This is a genomic window from Reichenbachiella sp. (assembly GCF_033344935.1).
GTDB lineage: Bacteria > Bacteroidota > Bacteroidia > Cytophagales > Cyclobacteriaceae > Reichenbachiella.
In genome coordinates this window covers 2899567-2920518 of the sequence record NZ_JAWPMM010000001.1, presented here as the reverse complement: position 1 = coordinate 2920518, position 20952 = coordinate 2899567, and the positions used below count along the sequence as shown (strand labels likewise).

Genomic DNA, 20952 nt, shown 5'->3' with positions numbered 1-20952 from the left:
ACGAGCCCTCCTAAAACTCATTCCCTAAGTGCTTTAAAAACCCAAAATCAGAGCTTTGGTTTTCGTAGAACGATCCTGATGAATATTTATAATCAACCCAGTCATTTACCAATTTCCATTTGCCTGAAACCGGATTACGATGGATATAATCTAATTTCTGATAAGCAACGGCCGGTGTCCAAAGTTCTATCGCTCTTGAATTTTCTTGCCAAAATTTATGTTTCTTGTTTGGTGCATCAATTTGGTAGGAGTAAAGCTCTTCTTTGGGTAGCATTTTCTTGAACTCATGTGCTGTGAATTTCAATAGAGATGCACTGGGGAGCTCCTTGCCATTCAAATTGTTTAACCGCCAAATTAAATGTATATGGTTTGGCATGACCACAAATCCAAATATATCAATAAGATCTTTTTTGGAAAGATGAAGTAAAGAGTCGGTAATGATTTGTTTGTGTGCACTTTTTTCGAGTAGTGTTTGCCATTTGTTTATAGTAGCTGTCCAAAAGTAGATTTTACCTACTTCAAGATTTGATTTGCGAAGGTTAGTGGTTTGCATGATAGAAAATTAATCAATTCCATTCATTGGGTCGCTCGTGAGCACACGAGCATGGGCATGAAAGTACGCCTTTGCTCTTGTCTCCACGAGCCTGAGCATGTAGGCCCTGGTTCGTGTCCTCACGAACCTGAGACTTGAATCAATGATCCGTATCCAGTCCAAACTCATCCGCTAGCTTCAATAAAGCTGGGTTTTTCTTCGCCATGGCTTTGAACTTCTCTTCGGCGGTATATGGGCGTCGTTCTTCAGTATCTTCAGAGATTTGATAATTAAAAGCAATCGAAGTATTTCTAAGCTCACTGCGCAGGAAACCTAACAATTCTACTTCGACATTTTCAATCATCGCAATCTCTACCGAGTTGGTAATAGTCAGTTGGATTTGGCTATCCACTACCTTAATTGGTTTGGATAGGATGATTTTGACAGTATTAGATACCTTCTTCTCTGAAATGTATTGGTCTAATTTTGTTCTTACACCTTCTGATGTAATCGGAGTAAGTAGCTCTTCAGTATTGGTTTCTTTTACCTCTTCTGTAGTTTCTTTTGGTTCTTCTTTCTTGTTGAATATGCTCTTGAGGCTTGGCGTTTTTTGAACCGGAGCAGAAACAGATTTTAGCGGTACAGGCTTTGGTTTATCCTGAGCGGAAGATGAAGTGGTTGGGGTAGTAGTATCAGAACTAGAAGAGCTGCTAACTGCTACGCCGTCACTTTTTTTTTTAGATCAGCTGGTGCACCGGCTGACAATTTAAAGGCTTGGTCCAAGTAGCCAAGTTTCATTAAGGCTAGCTCCACATGAAGCCGCTGATTTTTGCTGGATTTGAAATTCAAGTCCGCCAAATTCAAAATATTCAATCCTGACATTAAGAAAGAAAGCGAAATGGCTTTTGCCTGAGTCAGATACTTTTCCTGAATGTTTTTAGAAACATTGAGGAGTTTGACGGTTTCCGGGTCTTTACATACCATCAAGTTTCTAAAATGCTCAGACATGCCTATCAAGAAGTTATGTCCATCGAATCCATTTTTCAAAATCTCATCGTAGGTCAATAAGGCTTCAGAGACATTGCCTTGATCCAACATATCTGTCAACTTGAAAAAGTAATCGTAGTCAAGGATGTGAAGGTTTTTGATCGTATCCTGATAGGTCACCTTATCTCCCGAAGAAAAAGTAACAATCAAGTCAAAAATAGATAGTGCATCTCTGAGTGCTCCATCAGCCTTTTGTGCAATCAAGTGAAGTGCTTCCTCTTCACAGTCAATGTTTTCTTTTTCAGCAATTTTCTTTAGCTGATAAGTGATGTCATCAATTTCAATTCTATTGAAATCAAAGATCTGACATCTGGAAAGAATGGTAGGAATGACCTTGTGCTTCTCTGTAGTAGCCAGAATAAAAATGGCATAAGCAGGAGGTTCCTCTAAAGTCTTCAAAAAAGCATTGAAGGCCTGATTCGAGAGCATGTGAACCTCATCTATAATATAGACTTTATGAGTGCCTTGTTGAGGTGGGTAGCGAACCTGATCAATCAGATTTCTGATATCCTCAACAGAGTTGTTGGAAGCAGCATCAAGCTCATAGATATTCAAGGCATTGGCGGATTCGGCATTGCCCTGATCATCAAACTTATTGACCATTCTGGCCAGAATCCTCGCACAGGTGGTTTTTCCAACTCCACGTGGCCCACAAAACAGCAAGGCTTGCGCCAAGTGGTTGTTGTCGATGGCATTCTTCAATGTGGTTGTAATATGGCTTTGACCTACTACTTCGGCAAAGCCGAGCGGTCTGTACTTACGTGCCGATACTACAAAATTTTCCATGGGCGCAAGATAGCAATCAGTGAATAATTTCCTCACAAATTGCCGAGCAATAATTTAAAAATTTCAATCTTCATTAAAATTATAATCCATGATTCATGGGTTATAATTTTTCGTAAGGTATGTTTAGATTTGATGTGACAAAATCAATTTGCTATGAAGACAATAAAATTACTATTAATGGTATTGGCGCTCGCCTTATTTGCTTCTCACCAAGGAGTGGCACAAAAGAGTAAAAAGCCCAAGTATACCAAAGAATCAAAAAAGCCTAAGGCGTATCATGTGCATCAGCATGTCATGGTAACCATGAAAGATGGTTCGCAAGTAGAGGCAGTGGTACATGGACATATTTCTAAGAAAAAGTACTGGGTGCGTCAGTGGCACAGTGGGAGAGAAGGTCAGGTTCATGAAAAGTACATCAGAGCACTTTCTGAAAATGAAGTCACAGAATTGAAGAAGACAAAGAAAAAATAAATGGAAGCGACAAAGGCCGCTTTTTTTATGCTTTAATCTCAAGTGCTACATCCCAATCCTTCCATACCGGCTCGTAACCATTAGCCTGTAGCATCTCCATGATTTGTTTAGGTGAACGTTCGTCTGAAATTTCGAATTGCTCAAGTGATTGTGGCTCTACTTCATATCCTCCAGGGTTTGTCTTGGATCCTGCGCTCATGGTTGTGATGCCCAATTTGATCACATGATTTCTGAAAGTGTGGGTTTCCCGTGTAGATAGCGACAACTCAACCTCTTGATTAAACAATCGATAAGCACAAATCAATTGGACCAATTCACGATCGTTCATGGCTACTTTTGGCTCTAAGCCTCCGGAAAAGGGACGTAGCCTCGGGAAGGAGAGTGAATACTTCGTTTGCCAATAGGTTCGCTCCAAGTAGTCCAGGTGAAGGGCTGTGAAAAAGCTATCCACTCGCCAGTCTTCCAAACCGATCAAGGTGCCTAACCCCATTTTGTGAATACCGGCTTTTCCCAATCTGTCTGGAGTATCCAATCGATATTGAAAATTAGATTTCTTGCCTTTTGGGTGATGCTTTTTGTAATCAGCTTCGTGATAAGTTTCTTGATAAACTAAAACTGCATGTAAACCAGAAGGGATCAATCGCTCGTAATCAGCCTGATCCAAGGGTTGAACTTCCATACTCACATTAGCAAAATGTGGTCGGATTTTTCTAATGGCGTGTTCAAGGTATTCGACACCCACCGTTTGATTGGCTTCGCCAGTGACTAATAACACATGGTCAAACCCCAACTTTTTGATGGCTTGTACCTCACGAGCTATTTCAATATCGTTGAGTGTTTTTCGTTTGATTTTATTATCCAGACTAAAACCACAGTAGGTGCAAATGTTTTGGCATTCGTTGGACAGATACATGGGAGCAAAGAGCTGCATGGTATTGCCAAATCGCTGCAAAGTCAACTCATGACTTTTTTGAGCCATTTGCTCTAGATACTGAGCAGCGGCAGGGGAGATCAAGGCCTTGAAATCTTCCAATGAACGGTCTGGATTGTTTAATGCTACCTCTACATCTACTGCAGTTTTTGCATAGATAGAAGCCTTTACTTCATCCCAACTGTATTGCTCAAAAAGATCTTTGAAGTTAGGCATCAAGGAAAGCGGTTAAAGGGCTGCTGGCCACAGCATTTTTCACCGGCTTGGCTAGTTTGGCTTCAAAAGCCATGCGTCCGGCTTCGATGGCGATTTTAAAAGCAATGGCCATTTGAGTAGGGTTTGGTGATACTGCAATGGCCGTATTGACCAAACAAGCATCAGCACCGAGTTCCATGGCTTTGGCTGCATCGGACGGTGCACCTATGCCAGCATCCACCACAACAGGAACTTTAGCTTGCTCTATGATAATTTCCAGAAAATCAATGGTTTTCAATCCTTTGTTGCTTCCAATAGGAGACCCTAATGGCATGACGGCAGACGTGCCAGCGTCTTCGAGTCTCTTGCAAAGTACAGGGTCGGCATGGATATAAGGCATCACCACAAATCCTTTTTTTGCCAATTCCTCCGTAGCCTTCAATGTTTCGATGGGATCGGGCATGAGGTACTTTGGGTCTGGGTGGATTTCTAATTTGACCCAGTTGGTTTCCAAAGCTTCTCTGGCCAGTTCGGCCGCAAACACTGCTTCCTTGGCATTTCGAACACCAGACGTATTTGGCAAAAGGTTAATACGTTCATGAGATAAGTGTTTGATGATCTGATCGTTTTGGTCTTTCACATCCACTCGTTTGAGTGCGACTGTGACCAATTCAGACTCGGAAGCCTCCAGAGCTTCTTTCATATCTACATTGCTCTTGAATTTGCCCGTACCTGTAAACAAGCGTGACTTAAAAGTCTTCCCCGCTATCGTCAAATGTTCCATCTGGAAGGAGTAATTTAATTTCTTCTATTGTTTCTTTTTTGTCGAAAGAATTGTTGATCAATGAGGCTACCGCAATGCCGTGGCAGCCAGTCATTTGTAGATCAAAGATATCTTCCATTTCTATACCACCAATGGCGATAATGGGCACGTCAATTTCCTGAATGATCATGTTGTTCAGGATGTTGGAATACCCTCTGATGCCCAATTCTGGGCTGAGGTTTTCTTTGGTAGTCGTGAATTTGAATGGGCCTAGGCCTATATAGTCCACTACTTTGGATTCGTAGAGCAATTCCACTTGCTCCCAGGTATTAGCCGTGCCTCCTATATAGGGTTTGTCACCCAATATGGCTCTGGCTTCCACTGGATCCATATCGTGTTGTCCGAGATGTACGCCGTTGGCTCTTACTGCTTTTGCTATTTCTACATGATCATTCAAAATCAATTTGGCGCCATATTTTTTACAAATGGTTTTGGCCTCAAAGGCCATTTCTTCAATTTCATCCAGTTCGCGATCCTTCACTCTCAGTTGAACCCAGTCAATGCCTGCCTGGCAGGCTTCTTTGATATTTTCGATGTGACTTTTGTCGTCGGTCTCCTGTGAAATGTAGTGCAGTCTACTTATCATATCTCAATATTATAATGTGCTCCTAATTGGTTGACGCCACTTTTTAAGTAGCCTTCAACGTACCTTTTTGCAAAGGTACAAGCAGTTTTTAATTTCATCCCCTTCGCTAGGCCTGCAGCAATGGCTGAAGATAAGACGCAGCCTGTGCCGTGTTTGGTTTTACCTTTCACGCGCTGACCTGCAATGATGGTTTCATTTCCCTCTTGGTCTATCAATTTGTCTGACGTATCGTCTCCCTCGGCATGCCCACCTTTGAGCAGTATATTGGTACTGAAGGCTTGGTCACCCAAAGCAGACTTTAATAATTCGTACTCAGGTAGGTTAGGGGTAATCAATGACACTTGTTTGAGCACCTCAGCTAATTCATTAGGATTTAATCCTCTTAAAAAATCAAACCCAGATGAGGATCTTAAAATTGGATCCCAAATGATTGAGATCGTCGGGTTATGAGCCCGAAGGTGTGCTATAATAGAACACAAATTCTCCAGGTTTTCAATGATACCAATCTTGGCCACATCAAAGCTGTACTTAGCAAAAAGTGTGTCCAATTGAATCCGAATATCCTCCCAGCTATGCCAATGTACTTTTGTTACTTCGTCTTCATTTTGAGCGGTTAGTGCAGTTTGCACAGCCATCCCTTGCACCTTGCATTGTTGTAAGGTTTGAATGTCGGCAAGAATGCCGGCACCACCGCATGGGTCGAACCCGGCTATGCTCAATACGATGGATGGATTGTCAGGCATTGATTATATCTATTGCTTTATCAATTCTCCTTTGGACTGAATTTTCCATCCAAATGGTTCCCAAAAGTGCCACTCCTTCAAAGTTCATTTCCTGAATCTGTTTCATCTTCTTGATGTCAATTCCGCCTAAAGCGTAGATAGGGAATTTTTTGAAAGTAGATAGAGCTTCATTCAATCGATTGTGATTGAAATTGGCCTTGTATTGTGACTTTGAAATACTCTCGAAAATGGGACTCAAAAAACCATAGGAAAGCGAAGCTTTCTCCATCTCAATTTCATCCCAATGATGAAAGGATTTAGACTGACTTTGAGCGCCATTGGCTTGATAGTCACTTCTGTAATGCTTGCCACCTAATCCAAATTCATCTACTAATTCATGATGACTATGTAGACTTATTTTATGATAGTAGTTAGAATCCAAGGATTCAATATAAGCCCTGATTTGATCTTTTGTTGCAGCAGGTTTTCTTACATGAAAACGTTCTATGTCACTTTGCAACAAGAGGTTACAGGTTTCAAGCTCGCCTTCTACTTTGACTTCCGGTGTAATGACAATTGTTTTCAAAATCTTACTGCTCTAAGTACAACTCGCTACCTTTTTCAGCAAATTCTTTGGCTTTTTCTTCCATGCCTTTTGATAGTGCGTCTGATTCAGCTACTTCTTTCTCAGCAGCATACTCTCTCACGTCTTGCGTGATTTTCATGGAGCAGAAGTTCGGTCCACACATCGAACAAAAATGGGCTACTTTGGCACCTTCAGCGGGTAGGGTTTCGTCATGAAATTCCTTGGCTGTATCCGGATCAAGCGATAGGTTGAACTGATCTTCCCATCTGAATTCGAAACGAGCTTTTGACAAGGCATTGTCTCTGTACTGAGCGCCAGGATGTCCTTTAGCTAAGTCTGCGGCATGTGCTGCAATTTTGTATGTGATCACACCATCCTTCACATCTTTCTTGTTAGGTAGACCTAAATGCTCTTTAGGTGTCACATAGCATAGCATGGCGCAACCATACCAGCCAATCATGGCTGCACCAATTCCTGAAGTGATGTGGTCGTATCCTGGTGCAATGTCTGTCGTCAATGGCCCGAGGGTGTAGAAAGGAGCTTCGTGACATTCTTCCAATTGCTTTTCCATATTTTCTTTGATCATGTGCATCGGTACGTGACCTGGGCCTTCGATCATTACTTGGACGTCGTGCTTCCAAGCGATCTTAGTTAATTCACCAAGTGTTTCTAGTTCAGCGAATTGTGCTTCGTCATTGGCGTCAGCCAAAGAGCCTGGTCTTAAACCATCGCCTAAAGAGAAGGCCACGTCGTAAGCTTTCATGATCTCGCAGATTTCTTCAAAGTGCGTGTACAAGAAACTTTCCTTATGATGTGCGAGACACCACTTGGCCATGATCGAACCACCACGAGAAACGATACCGGTTACACGCTTAGCGGTCATTGGGATATATCTCAAAAGAACACCCGCATGAATCGTGAAGTAATCCACGCCTTGTTCGGCTTGCTCGATGAGTGTATCTCTGAAAATCTCCCAGGTCAGATCCTCAGCTTTACCATTTACTTTTTCGAGTGCCTGATAAATTGGTACGGTACCTATTGGCACAGGAGAGTTTCTAAGGATCCACTCGCGAGTCTCATGGATGTTTTTACCTGTAGACAAGTCCATAATGGTATCTGCACCCCAGTGACATGCCCATACCGCTTTTTCCACTTCTTCTTCGATCGATGAGGTTACCGCAGAGTTGCCAATATTGGCATTGATCTTTACCAAGAAGTTTCGCCCGATGATCATTGGCTCGGATTCCGGGTGGTTGATATTGTTCGGTATGATGGCTCTACCAGCCGCTATTTCATCTCTTACGAACTCAGGGGTGATTTTACCTTTAGGCGTGTTGGCACCAAAGCTGTCTCCTGCATGCTGGTTGTTGAGATGTCCCCATTCCTCAATCTTTTGATTTTCGCGGATGGCGATATACTCCATCTCAGCTGTTACAATACCTTTCTTGGCGTAATGGAGCTGTGTGACGTTTTCTCCTTTTTTGGCTTTTTTAGGATTAGCCAAATATTCAAATCTCAAATCATCGAGTGAATTATCGTTCAAGCGTTCGATGCCGTATTCAGAAGATATGCCTTCCATTTCTTCAACATCGTTTCTATCTATGATCCATTGCTCTCGTAACTTTGGAAGCCCTTTTCGTACATCAATATCAACGTTAGGATCCGTATATGGACCGCTTGTGTCGTAAACGGTTACTGGAGGGTTACATTCCTTAGGCGCTGAAGGATTGAATTTTAAAACCGTATCATTCAATCTAATCTCACGCATCGCTACTTCGATGTTGTGAATTTCACCTTTTACATATACTTTTTTCGAGGCCGGAAACGGGTCTCTAGTGATTTTTTCTTCTGAAGGTATTTGGTCTGATTTAGCCATGGTTTTTTATTATCCGCCCTGAGTGGCGGTGATTATTAGAATATTGTCGTTGTCTTGTACTTCGTATTGTTCCCAGGTTTGCCTGGGTATGATTTCTTCATTGATAGCCACGGCTATTCCACTTTCGTGGAACAGATTATTGGCTTTCATTAGAGTGATGAGGTGGCTTTTTTCTTTATCCACTTCGTAAGTCACGTCATTTAACTTGATGGTCATAGTTTGATATTCAACCCGATCATGAAATTGGTACCAGCTTGTGGGTAGTAAAAATTTTCTCTGATTTCTTCACCACCGCCTCGGTAACCCCAAGTATATCCATTGGCAGAATACATTTTATTGAAGATGTTGTAAACCGCGAATTTTAGACTGATCGCTTTAAAACTATTTCCAGTGAAAGTATAGGTACCTATGGCATCACTGATGTAATAGGCATCCAACTTACGTGTGTCGCTTGAGGTGTTGTCTAAGAATTGCTCACCTACATACTTGTGTACCCATCTCAAATTCAAGCCTTTTACCGGCGAGTAGTCAATATTTCCACCCGCTACAACATTTGGAGAAAAGGCGATGTCTGTTTCTCCATAAGAGATTACATCTGCATTGTATTCGTCCCAACCTAAGCCATAATTGTATATCGTCTCATCATAGCTTTCAATCTTGTTTTTACTGAAAGTGGCATTAGCGTTAATTTTCAATTCTTCAGTCAGTTGATAACCGACCTGCATTTCGATTCCAGCTCTATAGCTTTTGTCTACATTGGCTCGAAGAGATGACCCTACATCATTCAACTCACCAGTTAAAACCAATTGATCCGTGTAATCCATCCAATAGAAGTTGGCTTGGAATGAGTAGTTGCTGGTAGTTCGGCTATATCCAACCTCTATATCGGTTAATTTTTCTGCTTCTGGAATGGTACCAGCTACATTGTCAGTGAAGTCTGATCTCACTGGCTCTTTGCTACCCATAGCCACAGAAGCGTAGGCACTTGACTGGTCGTTGAGTTGGAATTTGACTCCAAATTTAGGATTGAAGAAATTGTAATTATGAGACTGGTCAATGGTCTGACCATCATTGTCATCACCTTCCATGGTGTAATCGACAGTTCGATATTGTAGATCACCGAAAAGAGACAACTGATCTGATAGGTCGTAAATCGCCTTTCCAAAAATATTGAAATCTCTTTTCAGACTGTTGTTGAAATAATAGGGGTGACGTATAGCGCCATTGCTAGCATACTCAGCCCATATTACCTGTCCGTAGTGATCACCATCGTATTCGTTCCAGGCACCACCCAATGTGAATTTGAAACTATTGCTTGGCTGATAATCAAGTGAGAATGTAGTCCCATAAAAGTTGTTGTTCAACCAACGACGTTGGATCAAGTCAGTACTCGTTATGATTTCAGAGCCAATGGTAATGTCATTTAATCCATAGTCAGCCAAATCCCTATCTGCTTTGTATTGCTCAAAATAACCTTCTCCATGAATTAAAAAAAGTGCCACATTCAATGTCAACGATTCAGCTAAGTCAAAAGCAGATATCAATTGATAATGTGTTTGTTCATAGTCATCTACCTCATTGTCATAGGTGTATTGATTGTAGGTTCTACCAGAGTTGAGCAAGTTGGCTCGATCTGCATCACTCAGTCCGTTACGATCGGCATATGCATTCATTCCATCTACATCATCATTTATTCTAGATTCGGGTACGCCGTACCATGCTTGATAGGTTGTTTCATGACCAGAGAAAATGTTGAATTTGACTAAGGATTTCTTGCCATAATATCCTCCTGAAAAGAAGTAGGATTTCAAATCAGAGGTGGCTCTGTCGACATAACCGTCAGAGGTGATTTGCGACAAACGCCCGTCAAAAGCAAACTTGTTGGCAATCAGTCCTGTCCCAATCATTGCTGTATGTTTCCGAGTATTGAAAGAGCCATAAGCATTGTCTAAAGTAACATATGGGTCTTTATTCAACCCATTGGTTTCGATGTTGACAGATGCACCAAATGCCCCAGCACCGTTGGTAGAGGTACCTAATCCTCGCTGCACTTGGATGGAAGACACCGAAGAAGCAAAGTCTGGAAGGTTCACCCAAAATACGCCTTGAGATTCTGGATCATTATAGGGGATGCCATTGAGCGTTACATTTACTCTGGCTGCATCGCTACCACGAATTCTGATTCCTGTATAACCTACACCAGCTCCTGCATCTGACGTAGTAACTGCCGAAGGTGTGTTTTCTAAAAGATAGGGAAGGTCTTTTCCCGTGTTGTTTTCTTCAATTTCTTCCTTTTTGATTTCGTTGAAAGTCATTGGTGTTTTACTCGTCGCCCTGGTAGATGACACCACAATTTCTTTCAAATCAACGGTCTTGATAGAATCTTGGACAGCATTGGATTGTGCAGATACAGTGAAGCTCCATAGCATCGCTGCGGATAATAATATATTTTTCATCTCAAAATGATTCTTAGTTAATACTTGACAAAAGCTAAGGGCACTTTTGTCTTTAGCGTACCACTTTTTTCCCTTCGACCGCATTATCGGCATCAGGTTCTATGGGTGTAATCTCAGCCTGTAGGTTTCATCCATTTAGGCACCCCTTATGAGAACAAAGGTAGGAGAATAGTTTTGTAAAACGCAAGAAGTAAGCTGCGTAATTGGTAGACTTTACTTGTGGAGATGGTTGTTGATGGCTTTAATCGCTCGACGTGTCCGTAGCAATCCTAATCCTGAGATGACTTCATAGGGCTTTTTGAGCCCTTCTATTTCATTTTTATAAATGTCAAAAATCACGTTCCTGTCATGAGGATTTTCTCTCAATGGATCGTGTTCCCAAGCCATATCAGGAGAAAGCAATAAATACAAATCTGCCTTTCTGGTTTTGAAGTTGTCCAATATGTACGGATCGCAGGTATTGTATTTCCACTCTGACCATACTTTTAATACTTCCATACTGGTGTCTAAGAAAACTGTCGAGTTTCCATTAGATAGGAGTTGATCTTCTTTTTTGATTTGCCCTTTGGCGATTTCTAATAAATCACCGTCTTTGTAAGGACGGTTCAGTTCAGTGAGGTATGTCCTGGCATATTCGGGTAACCAAGGTTGTTCGAAGTATTCACTTAGCTGTCTGGAGAGCGTGGATTTTCCAGTGCACTCCGGACCAGTAATGATTACCTTAAATGTAGGTTTGGTGATTTTTTCCATGCTAGGTAGCCCGACACTGCCATGACAATGTACACGCCGTATAAAAATGAATAAAAGTAAATGCCTTTGTAAAAGTATATACCACAGGCCAGAACATCTACAGCAAACCAATAATACCAATTCTCAATTTTCTTTTTTGTCATGAGCCATATACCCGTAACACTAAGAATAGAGGTGGTTGCGTCCCAGTAGGGCAATGCTGCTGGTTCCATATGGCTCCAGATGAAATGAATGTTAGCCAGGAAATAGCCGAAAAAAATAATTCCAATAGTAGATAGTAAAAGAAGACTGAAATTCTGCTTCGAACTATAGTTTGTAATAGGAAGTTCCTTTTCGTCCTTCTTTTTTCCATGAATCCAAAAATACCAGCCATAGATGTTAAGTATAAGAAAGGTTACATGTAACAATAGGTCCCCATAGAGTCGAATTTCCCAGAAAACCACAAACGATACCAGAACATAGAGTATGCCGGCCGGCCAGGTCAATACGCTCTCTTTGATTAGATACCAAACGGCAAGAAGACCGAATACTAATCCTGCTAACTCATAAAGGTCTATGCTCAGTGCATAGTTTATTATATCGTTGAAAAATTGATTCATTGCATGGCCGTCTAAAAATTGGCATGCAATGATAACAGGATTATATGAAATGTGAATTTGGTAGAACTAAGCTATAGCTAAATGTTGTCCTTCAGAGTCGAATTTAATCAGAAAGTCTACCAGATTGTCTTCAGTTGCCAGACCGAATTTTTTCCTTATTCTATATCGGGCTGTTTTCACACTATCTGATGAAATGCCCAATATCCTAGACGATTCTTTAAGGTTCATGTTTAATCTCAACAAAGCACAAAGCTTGAGTTCAGCATTGCCCAAATCAGGAAACCGATCCTTTAGCCTCACAAAAAAGTCTCCATGAAGTTCTTCGAACATTAATTTGAAATTATCCCAATCGTGATCTATTCTAAAGCTGTTATTGATGATCCCATTCATCTGGTTGAGTTCTTTGATAGAACGAGTATCTGACTGCTTTTTGAGTTCAGCTATTTTCTCAGTGAGTTCATTGAGTAATTCATTCTTCTGAATGAAATTGAGCGCATAGGAGGTAAGTTCTTTGTTTTTTTGTTCAACCTGTGACTGAAGTTCTTTCTCAGTCATTCTGGCATTTTTGACTCTCAATCGTAAAGTGTAAATCATTAGACTAGCTAGAAGCAATACTGCCGTGGAGATGATGAACAAAAGCCAATAATCGAATCGGTCTTGAATTTGCTGATTTTCGAGTTGAGCCAACTGATTTGCTTTTTTTTCGTCCTCGTATTTCAGCTGTAAAATTTCAGTTTCTTTTTGCACTTCTGCACTACTGATAGAGTCCTTTATCTGAATGTGTTTATGATAGAAGTCTAATGACGCTTTGTGGTCCTCAATTCGCGAATAATAGTCAGAAAGTCCTAGTAATATTTCTTGTTCAATTCGTTTTGCATTGATATCTGCTGCAATCTCTTGAGCAGAATCAAGGTAAGCCTTGTCCTTTTCTAATTGGCCCAATTCTGCATAGTTGGACGCGAAATTCGTATAAACTTCTGCCAGCCTTTTTTTGCTTTCTTTAAGCCTCAGCTGTTCGCGAGCTAATGCCAGGTGTTTGATGGCTTCATTGTATTCTCCTCTGCTATTATAGGCTACTGCAATATTGTTATTGACCAAAGCCAGACCCACAGTATCCATGAGTGCTTGTATATAGGGGAGGTCTTTTTTAAGATAGATTAATGCCGAATCGAAATCTCCAAGCTTCCTATATTCAGTTCCGATATTATTATAAGTCCAAGCCAGCAGTTGACTGTCTTGTTCGATTTCAGCTAATTCAATAACTGATTTTAGCTTATCGATGGCTTTATCGTGTTGGTTGAGGTTGCCATATATGTTAGCTGAATTCATGATGATTATCCTCAGCCATCGATCTTCACCAAGTCTTTCATATATTTCTTGAGCTGCAAGATTCTCTTTGAGCCCCTTTTCTAATAGCCCTTGAGTCCAATAGGCGATCCCCAAAATGTGATGTGAACGTGCAATACCAAATTCATAGTTGTTTTCGCTGGCAAGATTCAATGCTAGCAATCCCATTTTTTCTGTAAGATTCGGATCTATGGTGTAATAATCGTAGGCAATGCCAACCATCCAGTCTACTTTTTTCTCCATAGTGGGAATAGTATCTGAGATTGCGATAAGTGAATCTAATTGTGCTCTTATAGAAAAGGAAAAAGTCAGAAACAGGGTAATAGCAATTATGGACTTTTTCATTCTCGATCAGTTTAAGTGAAGAGCCGAGGAATCGCCGGTTTAGGTTTAGCTTGGTGTAGCTGTTGTGGAATCTTTATTTGCATTTTGTGAAGATTCACCCAATTCAGTATAACCAGCCGAAACAATCTCTCTCTGTATCATATAAGAATTGTCCTGGTGACAAATATGTGAACAACCAATGGACAAGGCCTGACCTGGTTGTAATTGATACATACGGATCATTTCATTGATATTATTACCTGGAAGTTTGAATTTTGCTTTGATTACAGCAGAGATGGCTTTTTCAGGGTTTTTATTTTCCATTACAAGAGAAATTCCGCATTCATCTTTTCCACAACCACCATTAGCATATATACTAAGGTCTTCAGTAGCATCGTTGCCAAAAGAATCACCATGAAAATCCATACCACCACCGTTTTCCGACGCCAGTGCCAAATTATAAATGTCCATATAAGTCAATTCACTGGTATGCTTATCTTCTGGGAGTGCAGATGGGTCTGAAGTTCTCTTACTACAGGCGTAGATACTTATGGAAATGATCAAGAAAAGAACAGACGTTTTTGACATAATTAATGTTGAGTTGTGCTTGTTGCAATAATAACTAAAGTTAACACGAAATTTAATGACCAACGGCATGGATAAACAAGCTTAAACTAATTTTTATCACAAAATATGGATTCTATAGAAGCCTGTGCCCTACATATTGGCTTACGGAGTCAGAATTGTATAACTTGCACCCATGAATATTGTAAGGAGTTGGCGAGAACAAAAAATCATTCTAAAAACATGGTTTCCTATTTTGAGAGATGAAGATTTTTTGTTTGAACCAGGGGAGAGAGAAAATATGCTAGATCGGTTGGCTGCTAAATTGAGTAAAACTCGTACTGAGCTAGAATTTGTATTTTCGGAATTACAACGATATTGAATGCCCAATGGGATAAACCCATTCACTTCTTTTTGATAGCAATCTTATTCACCATCACCTGACTATAGCAGCATATTCTCAATAAGACTTGAGAATTTTTAACTTATTAACTAATTAAAAAATCAATTTGGCATGGAAAATCATGTATTAGACAATCTTAAATATTCATATCTCTGGAATAAGTACCGTCCAATGGTACTGAAGTTGATGAAGGATGCGGCGGACAAACCACAGCAATATAAGTTTCAGAAGCACGAATTTCATGATATCAACCCAAAAGAGAAAGGTGGGCACTCTTTTACCATGGAATTGTCTAACGGCCGTCCGAGCAAAGAGGTGAAAACTTCGATGGTAGCCAAAAGTTTGTTTGCCGTATTGGATCAGTCCATGACCGCTTCGGACTTGTCACAAGGGGCTACTTATGAATTCTCAATGGATAAGCAATACAATTTGGAAATTACTCTAAAAGAAGCTAAAGAGGAGATAGTCGAGGCTGTTTCAGAAGAAACAGACGAAGTTCCAAAAGAAGCTTAATAAAAAAGTGATAATAAGCCGACAGGCTTATTATCACTTTTTATGCAAATTATCACAGTTAAGACACCCCAAGTTTAGTCTTATCGTATCTTTAGTATTTCATTGACAGACTAAAGTGCGAAATATAAACAGAACGAAAGCCTATTTTGAGAGATTGCCAATTTCCTTGGCAACACTTATGATGCTGGTGGCTTTTGTTACAGTTTTCCAACTCTTTCAACAATATGCCTATCATCTGACCAGTGGATTCGACTTTGAATTTAGCTGGTTGGCCATCACTACAAAGCTTTTAATTCGTAACATCATATGGGCTATCTTGAGTCCATGGCTGTTGCTATTGGGAAGTGAAATTTCTTCTTCTCAACAAGTACTTCGATTGAGCACACTTATTTATGTGTTTTTGCTGATTGGAATCACAGTCATACAAAATGCCTTGTCTCTGTGGCTTTACAACCTTAGTTACTACATGCAGGTGGGTTACATGCGTGATTTTTTTGGTGGTAATAATCGCTCAGATCTTGTGTCTGGTTCGTTCACCAGTTTGATTGAGGGTGTGGTCATGATTGGATTGTTTATGGCGCTTGATTATCAAAAGAAGCTGGCTAATAAGGAACGAGATTTAGCAAAAGCTCAACTTAATGCTTTGAAAATGCAATTGCATCCACATTTTATTTTTAATACGCTCCATTCTATTTCTTCGATGATTGATATTGACGTGAAAAAGGCGCAACGAATGATTACTAAAGTGGGAGACTTACTCAGAAGTATGCTGGCACACGATGAAGTCGAATTGGTCACCTTGAAACAAGAAATTGACTTTATCCGAAACTACCTTGAACTTGAACAAATCAGATTTCAGGATAGAATGAAGGTCGATTTTGATATAAGTGAAAATTTGACTGAATGTAAAGTCCCTAATTTGATTCTACAGCCGCTCATAGAAAACTGTATCAAACATGGTGTATCCAAAAGTGCCGGAAGGAGCAATATTATAATTTCTGCAATGCCGTATCAAAATGGTTCACCTGAATCATGGCTCAAGTTGGAAGTCAATAATTTTGATGAGAAGGGCTTTAACTCAAAAAGTCAAACCGGTTTTGGTATTGGACTTCAAAACGTTAAGAAGAGGTTGGAACAAAACTATATGAATCAATACTTTTGCGATTTTAAAAAAATTGACAACCAACATTTTAGATCTGAAATTAGAATTCCTTTGAGTGTATGATTAGGTGTGTAATTGTTGATGATGAGTTTTTAGCTCGAGAACGATTAAAAAAACTACTAGCGGAGCATTCTGACTTTGAGGTAGTTGCGGAAGCCAAAAATGGCGAACTGGGAGTTGAAGTTATTAAGATTAAAGCACCTGATGTGGTGTTTTTGGATATTCAAATGCCGGACCTTGACGGTTTTGGTGTAATTAACAATTTGGACAAAGTCCCTCATATAGTGTTCACAACGGCCTATGATCATTATGCGCTGAAGGCTTTCGATGTGCATGCTTTGGACTATTTGCTCAAACCATTTGACGAGGATAGACTTAGTGATACATTAGAATTGGTTCGGGATCGAATAGCTTCAGACCAATCCAGTCTACTAGCCAGTCAAATGAAATCTTTACTTAAGACTTTTGATGAGTCTAAAGGCAAGTTTAGGAGATCATTTTTGATTAAAGAAAAGGGTTTTGAAAATGAGGTGATGGTAGAAGAGGTTATCTATATGGAGGCGCAAGGTAATTACGTGAAGTTAGTAACTGAGAAAAAGGATTACTTGTATAGAATAGGGATGAATGTTTTGGAATCAGAGCTGGATCCTATGCATTTTATGCGTATTCACCGAACCTACATCCTTAGTAAACAATGGATTGAAAAGCAGAGTTATCAAGGCAACAATGAATTTAAATTTACCTTGCGAAATGGCGCTGTGTTAAACTCCTCCAGATCTTTCAAAAAGCACATTGCAGAGCATTCCACTGATCACTAATTGAACGATTCAAACCACTAGATTTCGGTAGGTTCATATCAACCTGTACCTTAGGTAGGTACATTTCAAGTTCAAGTTGGCCTTCTCAGTAGATTGAGAGGGCTTTTTAGTTATATCAGTTCGATACTATCAGGATGAAGTTTGACTAACTTCTGCTTATATAGAATACCTAGGGAACGTTTGAAGTTCTTTTTGCTCATTTGGAGCATCATTTGTATTTCTTCCGGAGCACTTTTGTCATGAATATTGAGCTTGCCATTGTTGAGCTTTAATCGTTCTATTATTTTGGAAGCGCCGTCTTCAAGTTGGTCCATGCCGGTTTTCCTGAGACTGATATCAATTTTGCCATCTTCTCTGACTTCCTTTACAAATCCTTTCATTTTATCGCCTTTCAGCAATTCTTGAAAAACTTCGTTTTCGTAGATAAGGCCTTGGTATTTATTGTTAACTATTACTGCGGTTCCTAGCGGTGTAGTTTCACCAATAATGAGATCTACCTCTTCATTAGTTTCTAATTCGACATTTTCAGATTCTATGTAGTAGTGAATTTTAGCACTTCCAGCTAACCTCTTGGTGATCTGATCGAGATAGACATAAACCATGTGCCATTGGCCTGGTCGCATGTTCTTTTGTTGCTCGCTAAATGGGACAAGCAAATCTTTTTCAAGCCCCATATCCATGAATGCACCAATGTTGTTCACATCTTTTACTTCCAGGCAAGCAAATTCATTGCGCATAACTTTAGGCGTAAGGGTGGTAGCAACTATTCGGTCTTCAGAATCGGTATAGACGAAGACTTCCAACTCATCTTCTTCTTTGGCATTCTCTGGAACGTATTTGTTGGGAAGTAGCACTTCATTTTCCTCTTCGTCTATCAGAATGGCTCCTGGAGGGACAAGCCTGGCGATGCTGAGTGAATTGTATTTACCGATTTCTATCATGCTGCAAAGCTAGGTCTTTTCAATAGAAAACCTCCAAGGATTAATAACCCTGAAGGTTAAAACTATATTAACCTCTGCTGACTAAATAGGCCAGGTAACAGAAATAAGTAAGAACGAATACTGTTCCCATCGTTCGCCCTATCACAGCTTTTCTGCCAATGACGATTGCTAAGATCAATAGGGTGCCAGATCCTATTACCATCAATATGTCAGAATTAGAAACAACATCAAATGGGAGTGGTCTAATCAAAGAACTAATACCTAAAATCCAAAGTAAATTAAAGATATTAGAGCCTACTACATTACCAACCGCCATATCTGCCTGACCTTTCCGAGCCGCAATCACAGATGTAACAAGCTCAGGAAGTGAAGTGCCAATGGCAACAACAGTTAATCCAATAAATGTTTCACTTAGACCAAATAAAAGAGCGATTTCGAAAGCACCATCAACTACCCATTTACCACCGATGAAAAGTCCAATGGATCCAGCAACGACATAGACTATGGATTTGGTATTTGATAAAAATGTTGAATCATCGTTTACGGAATTTGGTTCTTCCTGTTTGGTATTGGAAACCACATAAATGTAGGTCATGAATAAACCAAAAAAGAATAAAAGTATCGCTCCATCATATCTACTCAGGGTTAGCCCTTTTACATCTACAAACAAATCTGCATTGGCCAAAAAACCAACCATAAAGGTGGCCAGAAGAGAGATGGGGATTTCAGTAAAATAAATGCTCTTCTTTATACGAAGTGGACTAAAAATAGCTGCAACTCCAAGTATCAAAAGTACATTGGCAATATTGCTGCCCAAAATATTGCCAATGGCGAGCTCAGAACTTCCATCAAAACTCGCTAATAAGTTTACTATGAGTTCTGGCATACTTGTGCCAAATGAAACTATCGTAAGACCTATTACCAATTCCGAAATATTGTTTTTTTTAGCAATTGAAGATGCGCCATCAACCAGTATATCTGCCCCTTTAATAAGTAGCAAAAAACCCAAAACAAACAATATGTAAATCATGATAGATTAGTTTAGAAATTATAGCCTTATAAAAGAATGTAACATCAACGTTGTTGCTAATTTCATGTTTGTTAAACAAATGACTTCTATTACTGTAATAGTTTAATTTTAAATCTTAACTCTTGACTTAATACCAAAAAAGCCACCATAAGTAACCTTTACTTCTGGTGGCTTTTTGATTTATCATTCGAACCTACTCAAAAATCAATTCTTTTGATTTACCCAATGCTTTTACCGCATTAACCATGGCTTGATCTAAAGTGTTTTCTGATGCTTCAGCGGGTTTATGGTCGGCAATGTATTGTTTTCGTTTGGCGCTCAGTTTTTGAATTTCCTTTTTGATAGACTCTCTCTCATTGGTAATTTGTTTGACATACGATTTTCTCTCTTCGGTATCCATTTCTTTCATGGGTTCCGGAAGGTATTCTTCTTCTACAGATTCTAGCACTTCTTCATTGTCTTCATAGGCATCTACCAAATCCCAGCTTGAATTTTTATACGCATGAGAGCTTTTTGAAATGGCGCGCTTTACTTTATTTGCCTGACTATAAGATTCCGCATTTTGATCTTGTCTCATCTGCATTTCCTTTTTGCTTTTACCTTGAGAACCATAGTAAATGTATGTTTTATTAAGATCGTTATTCAATTGATCAATTTTATCATCATAGGGCGTTTGTACATAAACAGTTTTTTGATTTTGTTCGATACTCATGTATGACCCACCCGTGAGCGTTGCACCATGTCTCCATGAGGTACGAATGCCTTCATTGTAATCTCCACAGAAAATGGTATTCACCACGATGTTTTTTTCTTTGGCCAACTGGCAAGCCGATTCATACGTAATGTTGCCTTGGCTAAAGGGTTCATTACCCGCAATGAATATCATCTTTAAATCAGCCTTAGATTCTGACCAGTTCAGTTTTTTGATTGATTTATTGATGGCATACCCGCAGTACTCGTCTCCACCATTAGTGGAAAGGCCGAACAATCGCTCTGATATTTCGTCCAAATCCGTTGTGAGATCTGTAACCATTCGCATATAACCTTCCGCTTGAGGCAGATCGTCATTTCCGTATTCGAAGAGTGCAATTTGTATCTCTGGTCTCGAGCCATTGCCACATTTGGCGGCGGCCAATTCGTTTACTATCGTCCATAGTTGGGATTTGGCCTGATCAATTAACCCATCCATGCTGTTGCTGGTATCGAGTAAAAGAGCCAGCATGATTTTTTGCTTTTCCGGTTCTGGTTTGGCTTGAGTAGTAGGAGTGAAACAGCCTGCTGTGAAAATTATAATAAGAAAGAAAGCGATAGTTTTAACTGATACTGAGGTTGAATTATTCATGACTTTTTTGTTTAAATGATAATTCAAAAGTCCACGGAATCAATGAAATAAAATAGCTGCGATGAGGGAAGGGTAGTTTTGAATGAGTAAACGATTGGATTCATTTAGTTGGAATGTATATTTCAATTATCAGCATCCAAAACCCATT

22 protein-coding genes and 1 riboswitch are annotated in these 20952 nt (G+C 39.9%); of the genes, 4 read left to right on the top strand and 18 right to left on the bottom strand.

Annotated elements, in window-relative coordinates:
- Nucleotides 1–10 precede the first annotated feature (10 nt).
- The 3 genes from R8N23_RS12700 to dnaX form a co-directional block, all read right to left on the bottom strand.
- Complete coding sequence (locus tag R8N23_RS12700) at nt 11–553, bottom strand: transposase (RefSeq protein WP_318171980.1); 543 nt, start codon at nt 551–553, stop codon at nt 11–13.
- Between the two features lie 139 nt (nt 554–692).
- Nucleotides 693–944: a hypothetical protein gene (locus tag R8N23_RS12695; protein WP_318171979.1), complete on the bottom strand. Its 252-nt coding sequence runs from the start codon at nt 942–944 to the stop codon at nt 693–695.
- 305 nt (nt 945–1249) lie between these two features.
- Nucleotides 1250–2365, bottom strand: a complete 1116-nt coding sequence (dnaX, locus tag R8N23_RS12690) for a DNA polymerase III subunit gamma/tau (protein ID WP_318171978.1) — start codon at nt 2363–2365, stop codon at nt 1250–1252.
- A 153-nt stretch (nt 2366–2518) separates the two neighbouring features.
- On the opposite strand from dnaX, the gene R8N23_RS12685 reads away from it, so the two are divergent.
- A complete protein-coding gene (locus tag R8N23_RS12685; protein WP_318171977.1) occupies nt 2519–2836 on the top strand; it encodes a hypothetical protein in 318 nt (105 codons plus the stop codon).
- A gap of 25 nt (nt 2837–2861) precedes the next feature.
- Here the strand turns inward: R8N23_RS12685 and thiH are convergent, their stop codons facing one another.
- The 12 genes from thiH to R8N23_RS12625 all read right to left on the bottom strand — a co-directional run bounded on the left by thiH (nt 2862) and on the right by R8N23_RS12625 (nt 14619).
- The gene (thiH, locus tag R8N23_RS12680; RefSeq protein WP_318171976.1) at nt 2862–3983 is read right to left on the bottom strand and encodes a 2-iminoacetate synthase ThiH; all 1122 of its coding nucleotides are present in this window, start codon (nt 3981–3983) and stop codon (nt 2862–2864) included.
- The gene (locus R8N23_RS12675) at nt 3976–4746 is read right to left on the bottom strand and encodes a thiazole synthase (protein WP_318171975.1); all 771 of its coding nucleotides are present in this window, start codon (nt 4744–4746) and stop codon (nt 3976–3978) included. Before R8N23_RS12675 ends, thiH begins: the two co-directional genes overlap by 8 nt.
- Nucleotides 4712–5371, bottom strand: a complete 660-nt coding sequence (locus tag R8N23_RS12670; RefSeq protein WP_318171974.1) for a thiamine phosphate synthase — start codon at nt 5369–5371, stop codon at nt 4712–4714. The genes R8N23_RS12675 and R8N23_RS12670 overlap by 35 nt, the downstream gene beginning before the upstream one ends.
- Nucleotides 5368–6114, bottom strand: coding sequence for a hydroxymethylpyrimidine/phosphomethylpyrimidine kinase (locus R8N23_RS12665; protein WP_318171973.1), 747 nt, complete (start codon nt 6112–6114; stop codon nt 5368–5370). The genes R8N23_RS12670 and R8N23_RS12665 overlap by 4 nt, the downstream gene beginning before the upstream one ends.
- Entirely contained in the window at nt 6107–6679 is a 573-nt protein-coding gene (locus tag R8N23_RS12660; RefSeq protein WP_318171972.1) for a thiamine phosphate synthase, read from the bottom strand. The genes R8N23_RS12665 and R8N23_RS12660 overlap by 8 nt, the downstream gene beginning before the upstream one ends.
- A 4-nt stretch (nt 6680–6683) precedes the next feature.
- Complete coding sequence (gene thiC / locus R8N23_RS12655; protein WP_318171971.1) at nt 6684–8555, bottom strand: phosphomethylpyrimidine synthase ThiC; 1872 nt, start codon at nt 8553–8555, stop codon at nt 6684–6686.
- A 9-nt stretch (nt 8556–8564) separates the two neighbouring features.
- Nucleotides 8565–8771: a sulfur carrier protein ThiS gene (thiS, locus tag R8N23_RS12650; protein ID WP_318171970.1), complete on the bottom strand. Its 207-nt coding sequence runs from the start codon at nt 8769–8771 to the stop codon at nt 8565–8567.
- On the bottom strand, nt 8768–11011 hold the full coding sequence (locus R8N23_RS12645) for a TonB-dependent receptor (RefSeq protein ID WP_318171969.1): 2244 nt from the start codon (nt 11009–11011) through the stop codon (nt 8768–8770). The genes thiS and R8N23_RS12645 overlap by 4 nt, the downstream gene beginning before the upstream one ends.
- Nucleotides 11012–11063: 52 nt before the next feature.
- Nucleotides 11064–11168, bottom strand: a riboswitch (TPP riboswitch).
- A 56-nt stretch (nt 11169–11224) separates the two neighbouring features.
- Entirely contained in the window at nt 11225–11761 is a 537-nt protein-coding gene (locus tag R8N23_RS12640; protein ID WP_318171968.1) for an ATP-binding protein, read from the bottom strand.
- A complete protein-coding gene (gene pnuC, locus R8N23_RS12635) occupies nt 11728–12360 on the bottom strand; it encodes a nicotinamide riboside transporter PnuC (RefSeq protein ID WP_318171967.1) in 633 nt (210 codons plus the stop codon). Before pnuC ends, R8N23_RS12640 begins: the two co-directional genes overlap by 34 nt.
- 66 nt (nt 12361–12426) lie before the next feature.
- On the bottom strand, nt 12427–14052 hold the full coding sequence (locus tag R8N23_RS12630) for a tetratricopeptide repeat protein (RefSeq protein ID WP_318171966.1): 1626 nt from the start codon (nt 14050–14052) through the stop codon (nt 12427–12429).
- Between the two features lie 45 nt (nt 14053–14097).
- Nucleotides 14098–14619, bottom strand: coding sequence for a hypothetical protein (locus R8N23_RS12625; protein WP_318171965.1), 522 nt, complete (start codon nt 14617–14619; stop codon nt 14098–14100).
- A gap of 490 nt (nt 14620–15109) precedes the next feature.
- Between R8N23_RS12625 and R8N23_RS12620 the strand changes: the two genes are divergently transcribed.
- From R8N23_RS12620 to R8N23_RS12610, 3 genes are all read left to right on the top strand, one after another.
- Nucleotides 15110–15511 carry a hypothetical protein gene (locus tag R8N23_RS12620; RefSeq protein ID WP_318171964.1) on the top strand — a complete coding sequence of 134 codons (402 nt, stop codon included), beginning with the start codon at nt 15110–15112 and terminating at the stop codon, nt 15509–15511.
- 115 nt (nt 15512–15626) lie between these two features.
- A complete protein-coding gene (locus tag R8N23_RS12615) occupies nt 15627–16736 on the top strand; it encodes a sensor histidine kinase (RefSeq protein ID WP_318171963.1) in 1110 nt (369 codons plus the stop codon).
- Nucleotides 16733–17491: a LytTR family DNA-binding domain-containing protein gene (locus tag R8N23_RS12610; RefSeq protein WP_318171962.1), complete on the top strand. Its 759-nt coding sequence runs from the start codon at nt 16733–16735 to the stop codon at nt 17489–17491. The genes R8N23_RS12615 and R8N23_RS12610 overlap by 4 nt, the downstream gene beginning before the upstream one ends.
- Before the next feature lie 110 nt (nt 17492–17601).
- Here the strand turns inward: R8N23_RS12610 and R8N23_RS12605 are convergent, their stop codons facing one another.
- The 3 genes from R8N23_RS12605 to R8N23_RS12595 all read right to left on the bottom strand — a co-directional run bounded on the left by R8N23_RS12605 (nt 17602) and on the right by R8N23_RS12595 (nt 20804).
- Complete coding sequence (locus tag R8N23_RS12605; protein ID WP_318171961.1) at nt 17602–18432, bottom strand: S1 RNA-binding domain-containing protein; 831 nt, start codon at nt 18430–18432, stop codon at nt 17602–17604.
- A gap of 67 nt (nt 18433–18499) precedes the next feature.
- On the bottom strand, nt 18500–19462 hold the full coding sequence (locus tag R8N23_RS12600; RefSeq protein ID WP_318171960.1) for a calcium/sodium antiporter: 963 nt from the start codon (nt 19460–19462) through the stop codon (nt 18500–18502).
- Nucleotides 19463–19655: 193 nt separating this feature from the next.
- Nucleotides 19656–20804: a vWA domain-containing protein gene (locus tag R8N23_RS12595; protein ID WP_318171959.1), complete on the bottom strand. Its 1149-nt coding sequence runs from the start codon at nt 20802–20804 to the stop codon at nt 19656–19658.
- Nucleotides 20805–20952: the final 148 nt, after the last annotated feature.

What these genes read in the sequence shown, in the direction of transcription:
- R8N23_RS12670 (WP_318171974.1), bottom strand. Translation starts at nt 5,371, where the DNA reads ATGATAAGTAGACTGCACTACATTTCACAGGAGACCGACGACAAAAGT.
- thiH (WP_318171976.1), bottom strand. Translation starts at nt 3,983, where the DNA reads ATGCCTAACTTCAAAGATCTTTTTGAGCAATACAGTTGGGATGAAGTA.
- R8N23_RS12630 (WP_318171966.1), bottom strand. Translation starts at nt 14,052, where the DNA reads ATGAAAAAGTCCATAATTGCTATTACCCTGTTTCTGACTTTTTCCTTT.
- R8N23_RS12610 (WP_318171962.1), top strand. Translation starts at nt 16,733, where the DNA reads ATGATTAGGTGTGTAATTGTTGATGATGAGTTTTTAGCTCGAGAACGA.
- R8N23_RS12675 (WP_318171975.1), bottom strand. Translation starts at nt 4,746, where the DNA reads ATGGAACATTTGACGATAGCGGGGAAGACTTTTAAGTCACGCTTGTTT.
- R8N23_RS12645 (WP_318171969.1), bottom strand. Translation starts at nt 11,011, where the DNA reads ATGAAAAATATATTATTATCCGCAGCGATGCTATGGAGCTTCACTGTA.
- R8N23_RS12665 (WP_318171973.1), bottom strand. Translation starts at nt 6,114, where the DNA reads ATGCCTGACAATCCATCCATCGTATTGAGCATAGCCGGGTTCGACCCA.
- R8N23_RS12685 (WP_318171977.1), top strand. Translation starts at nt 2,519, where the DNA reads ATGAAGACAATAAAATTACTATTAATGGTATTGGCGCTCGCCTTATTT.
- thiS (WP_318171970.1), bottom strand. Translation starts at nt 8,771, where the DNA reads ATGACCATCAAGTTAAATGACGTGACTTACGAAGTGGATAAAGAAAAA.
- dnaX (WP_318171978.1), bottom strand. Translation starts at nt 2,365, where the DNA reads ATGGAAAATTTTGTAGTATCGGCACGTAAGTACAGACCGCTCGGCTTT.
- R8N23_RS12625 (WP_318171965.1), bottom strand. Translation starts at nt 14,619, where the DNA reads ATGTCAAAAACGTCTGTTCTTTTCTTGATCATTTCCATAAGTATCTAC.
- R8N23_RS12600 (WP_318171960.1), bottom strand. Translation starts at nt 19,462, where the DNA reads ATGATTTACATATTGTTTGTTTTGGGTTTTTTGCTACTTATTAAAGGG.
- pnuC (WP_318171967.1), bottom strand. Translation starts at nt 12,360, where the DNA reads ATGAATCAATTTTTCAACGATATAATAAACTATGCACTGAGCATAGAC.
- R8N23_RS12605 (WP_318171961.1), bottom strand. Translation starts at nt 18,432, where the DNA reads ATGATAGAAATCGGTAAATACAATTCACTCAGCATCGCCAGGCTTGTC.
- R8N23_RS12700 (WP_318171980.1), bottom strand. Translation starts at nt 553, where the DNA reads ATGCAAACCACTAACCTTCGCAAATCAAATCTTGAAGTAGGTAAAATC.
- R8N23_RS12620 (WP_318171964.1), top strand. Translation starts at nt 15,110, where the DNA reads ATGGAAAATCATGTATTAGACAATCTTAAATATTCATATCTCTGGAAT.
- R8N23_RS12595 (WP_318171959.1), bottom strand. Translation starts at nt 20,804, where the DNA reads ATGAATAATTCAACCTCAGTATCAGTTAAAACTATCGCTTTCTTTCTT.
- thiC (WP_318171971.1), bottom strand. Translation starts at nt 8,555, where the DNA reads ATGGCTAAATCAGACCAAATACCTTCAGAAGAAAAAATCACTAGAGAC.
- R8N23_RS12640 (WP_318171968.1), bottom strand. Translation starts at nt 11,761, where the DNA reads ATGGAAAAAATCACCAAACCTACATTTAAGGTAATCATTACTGGTCCG.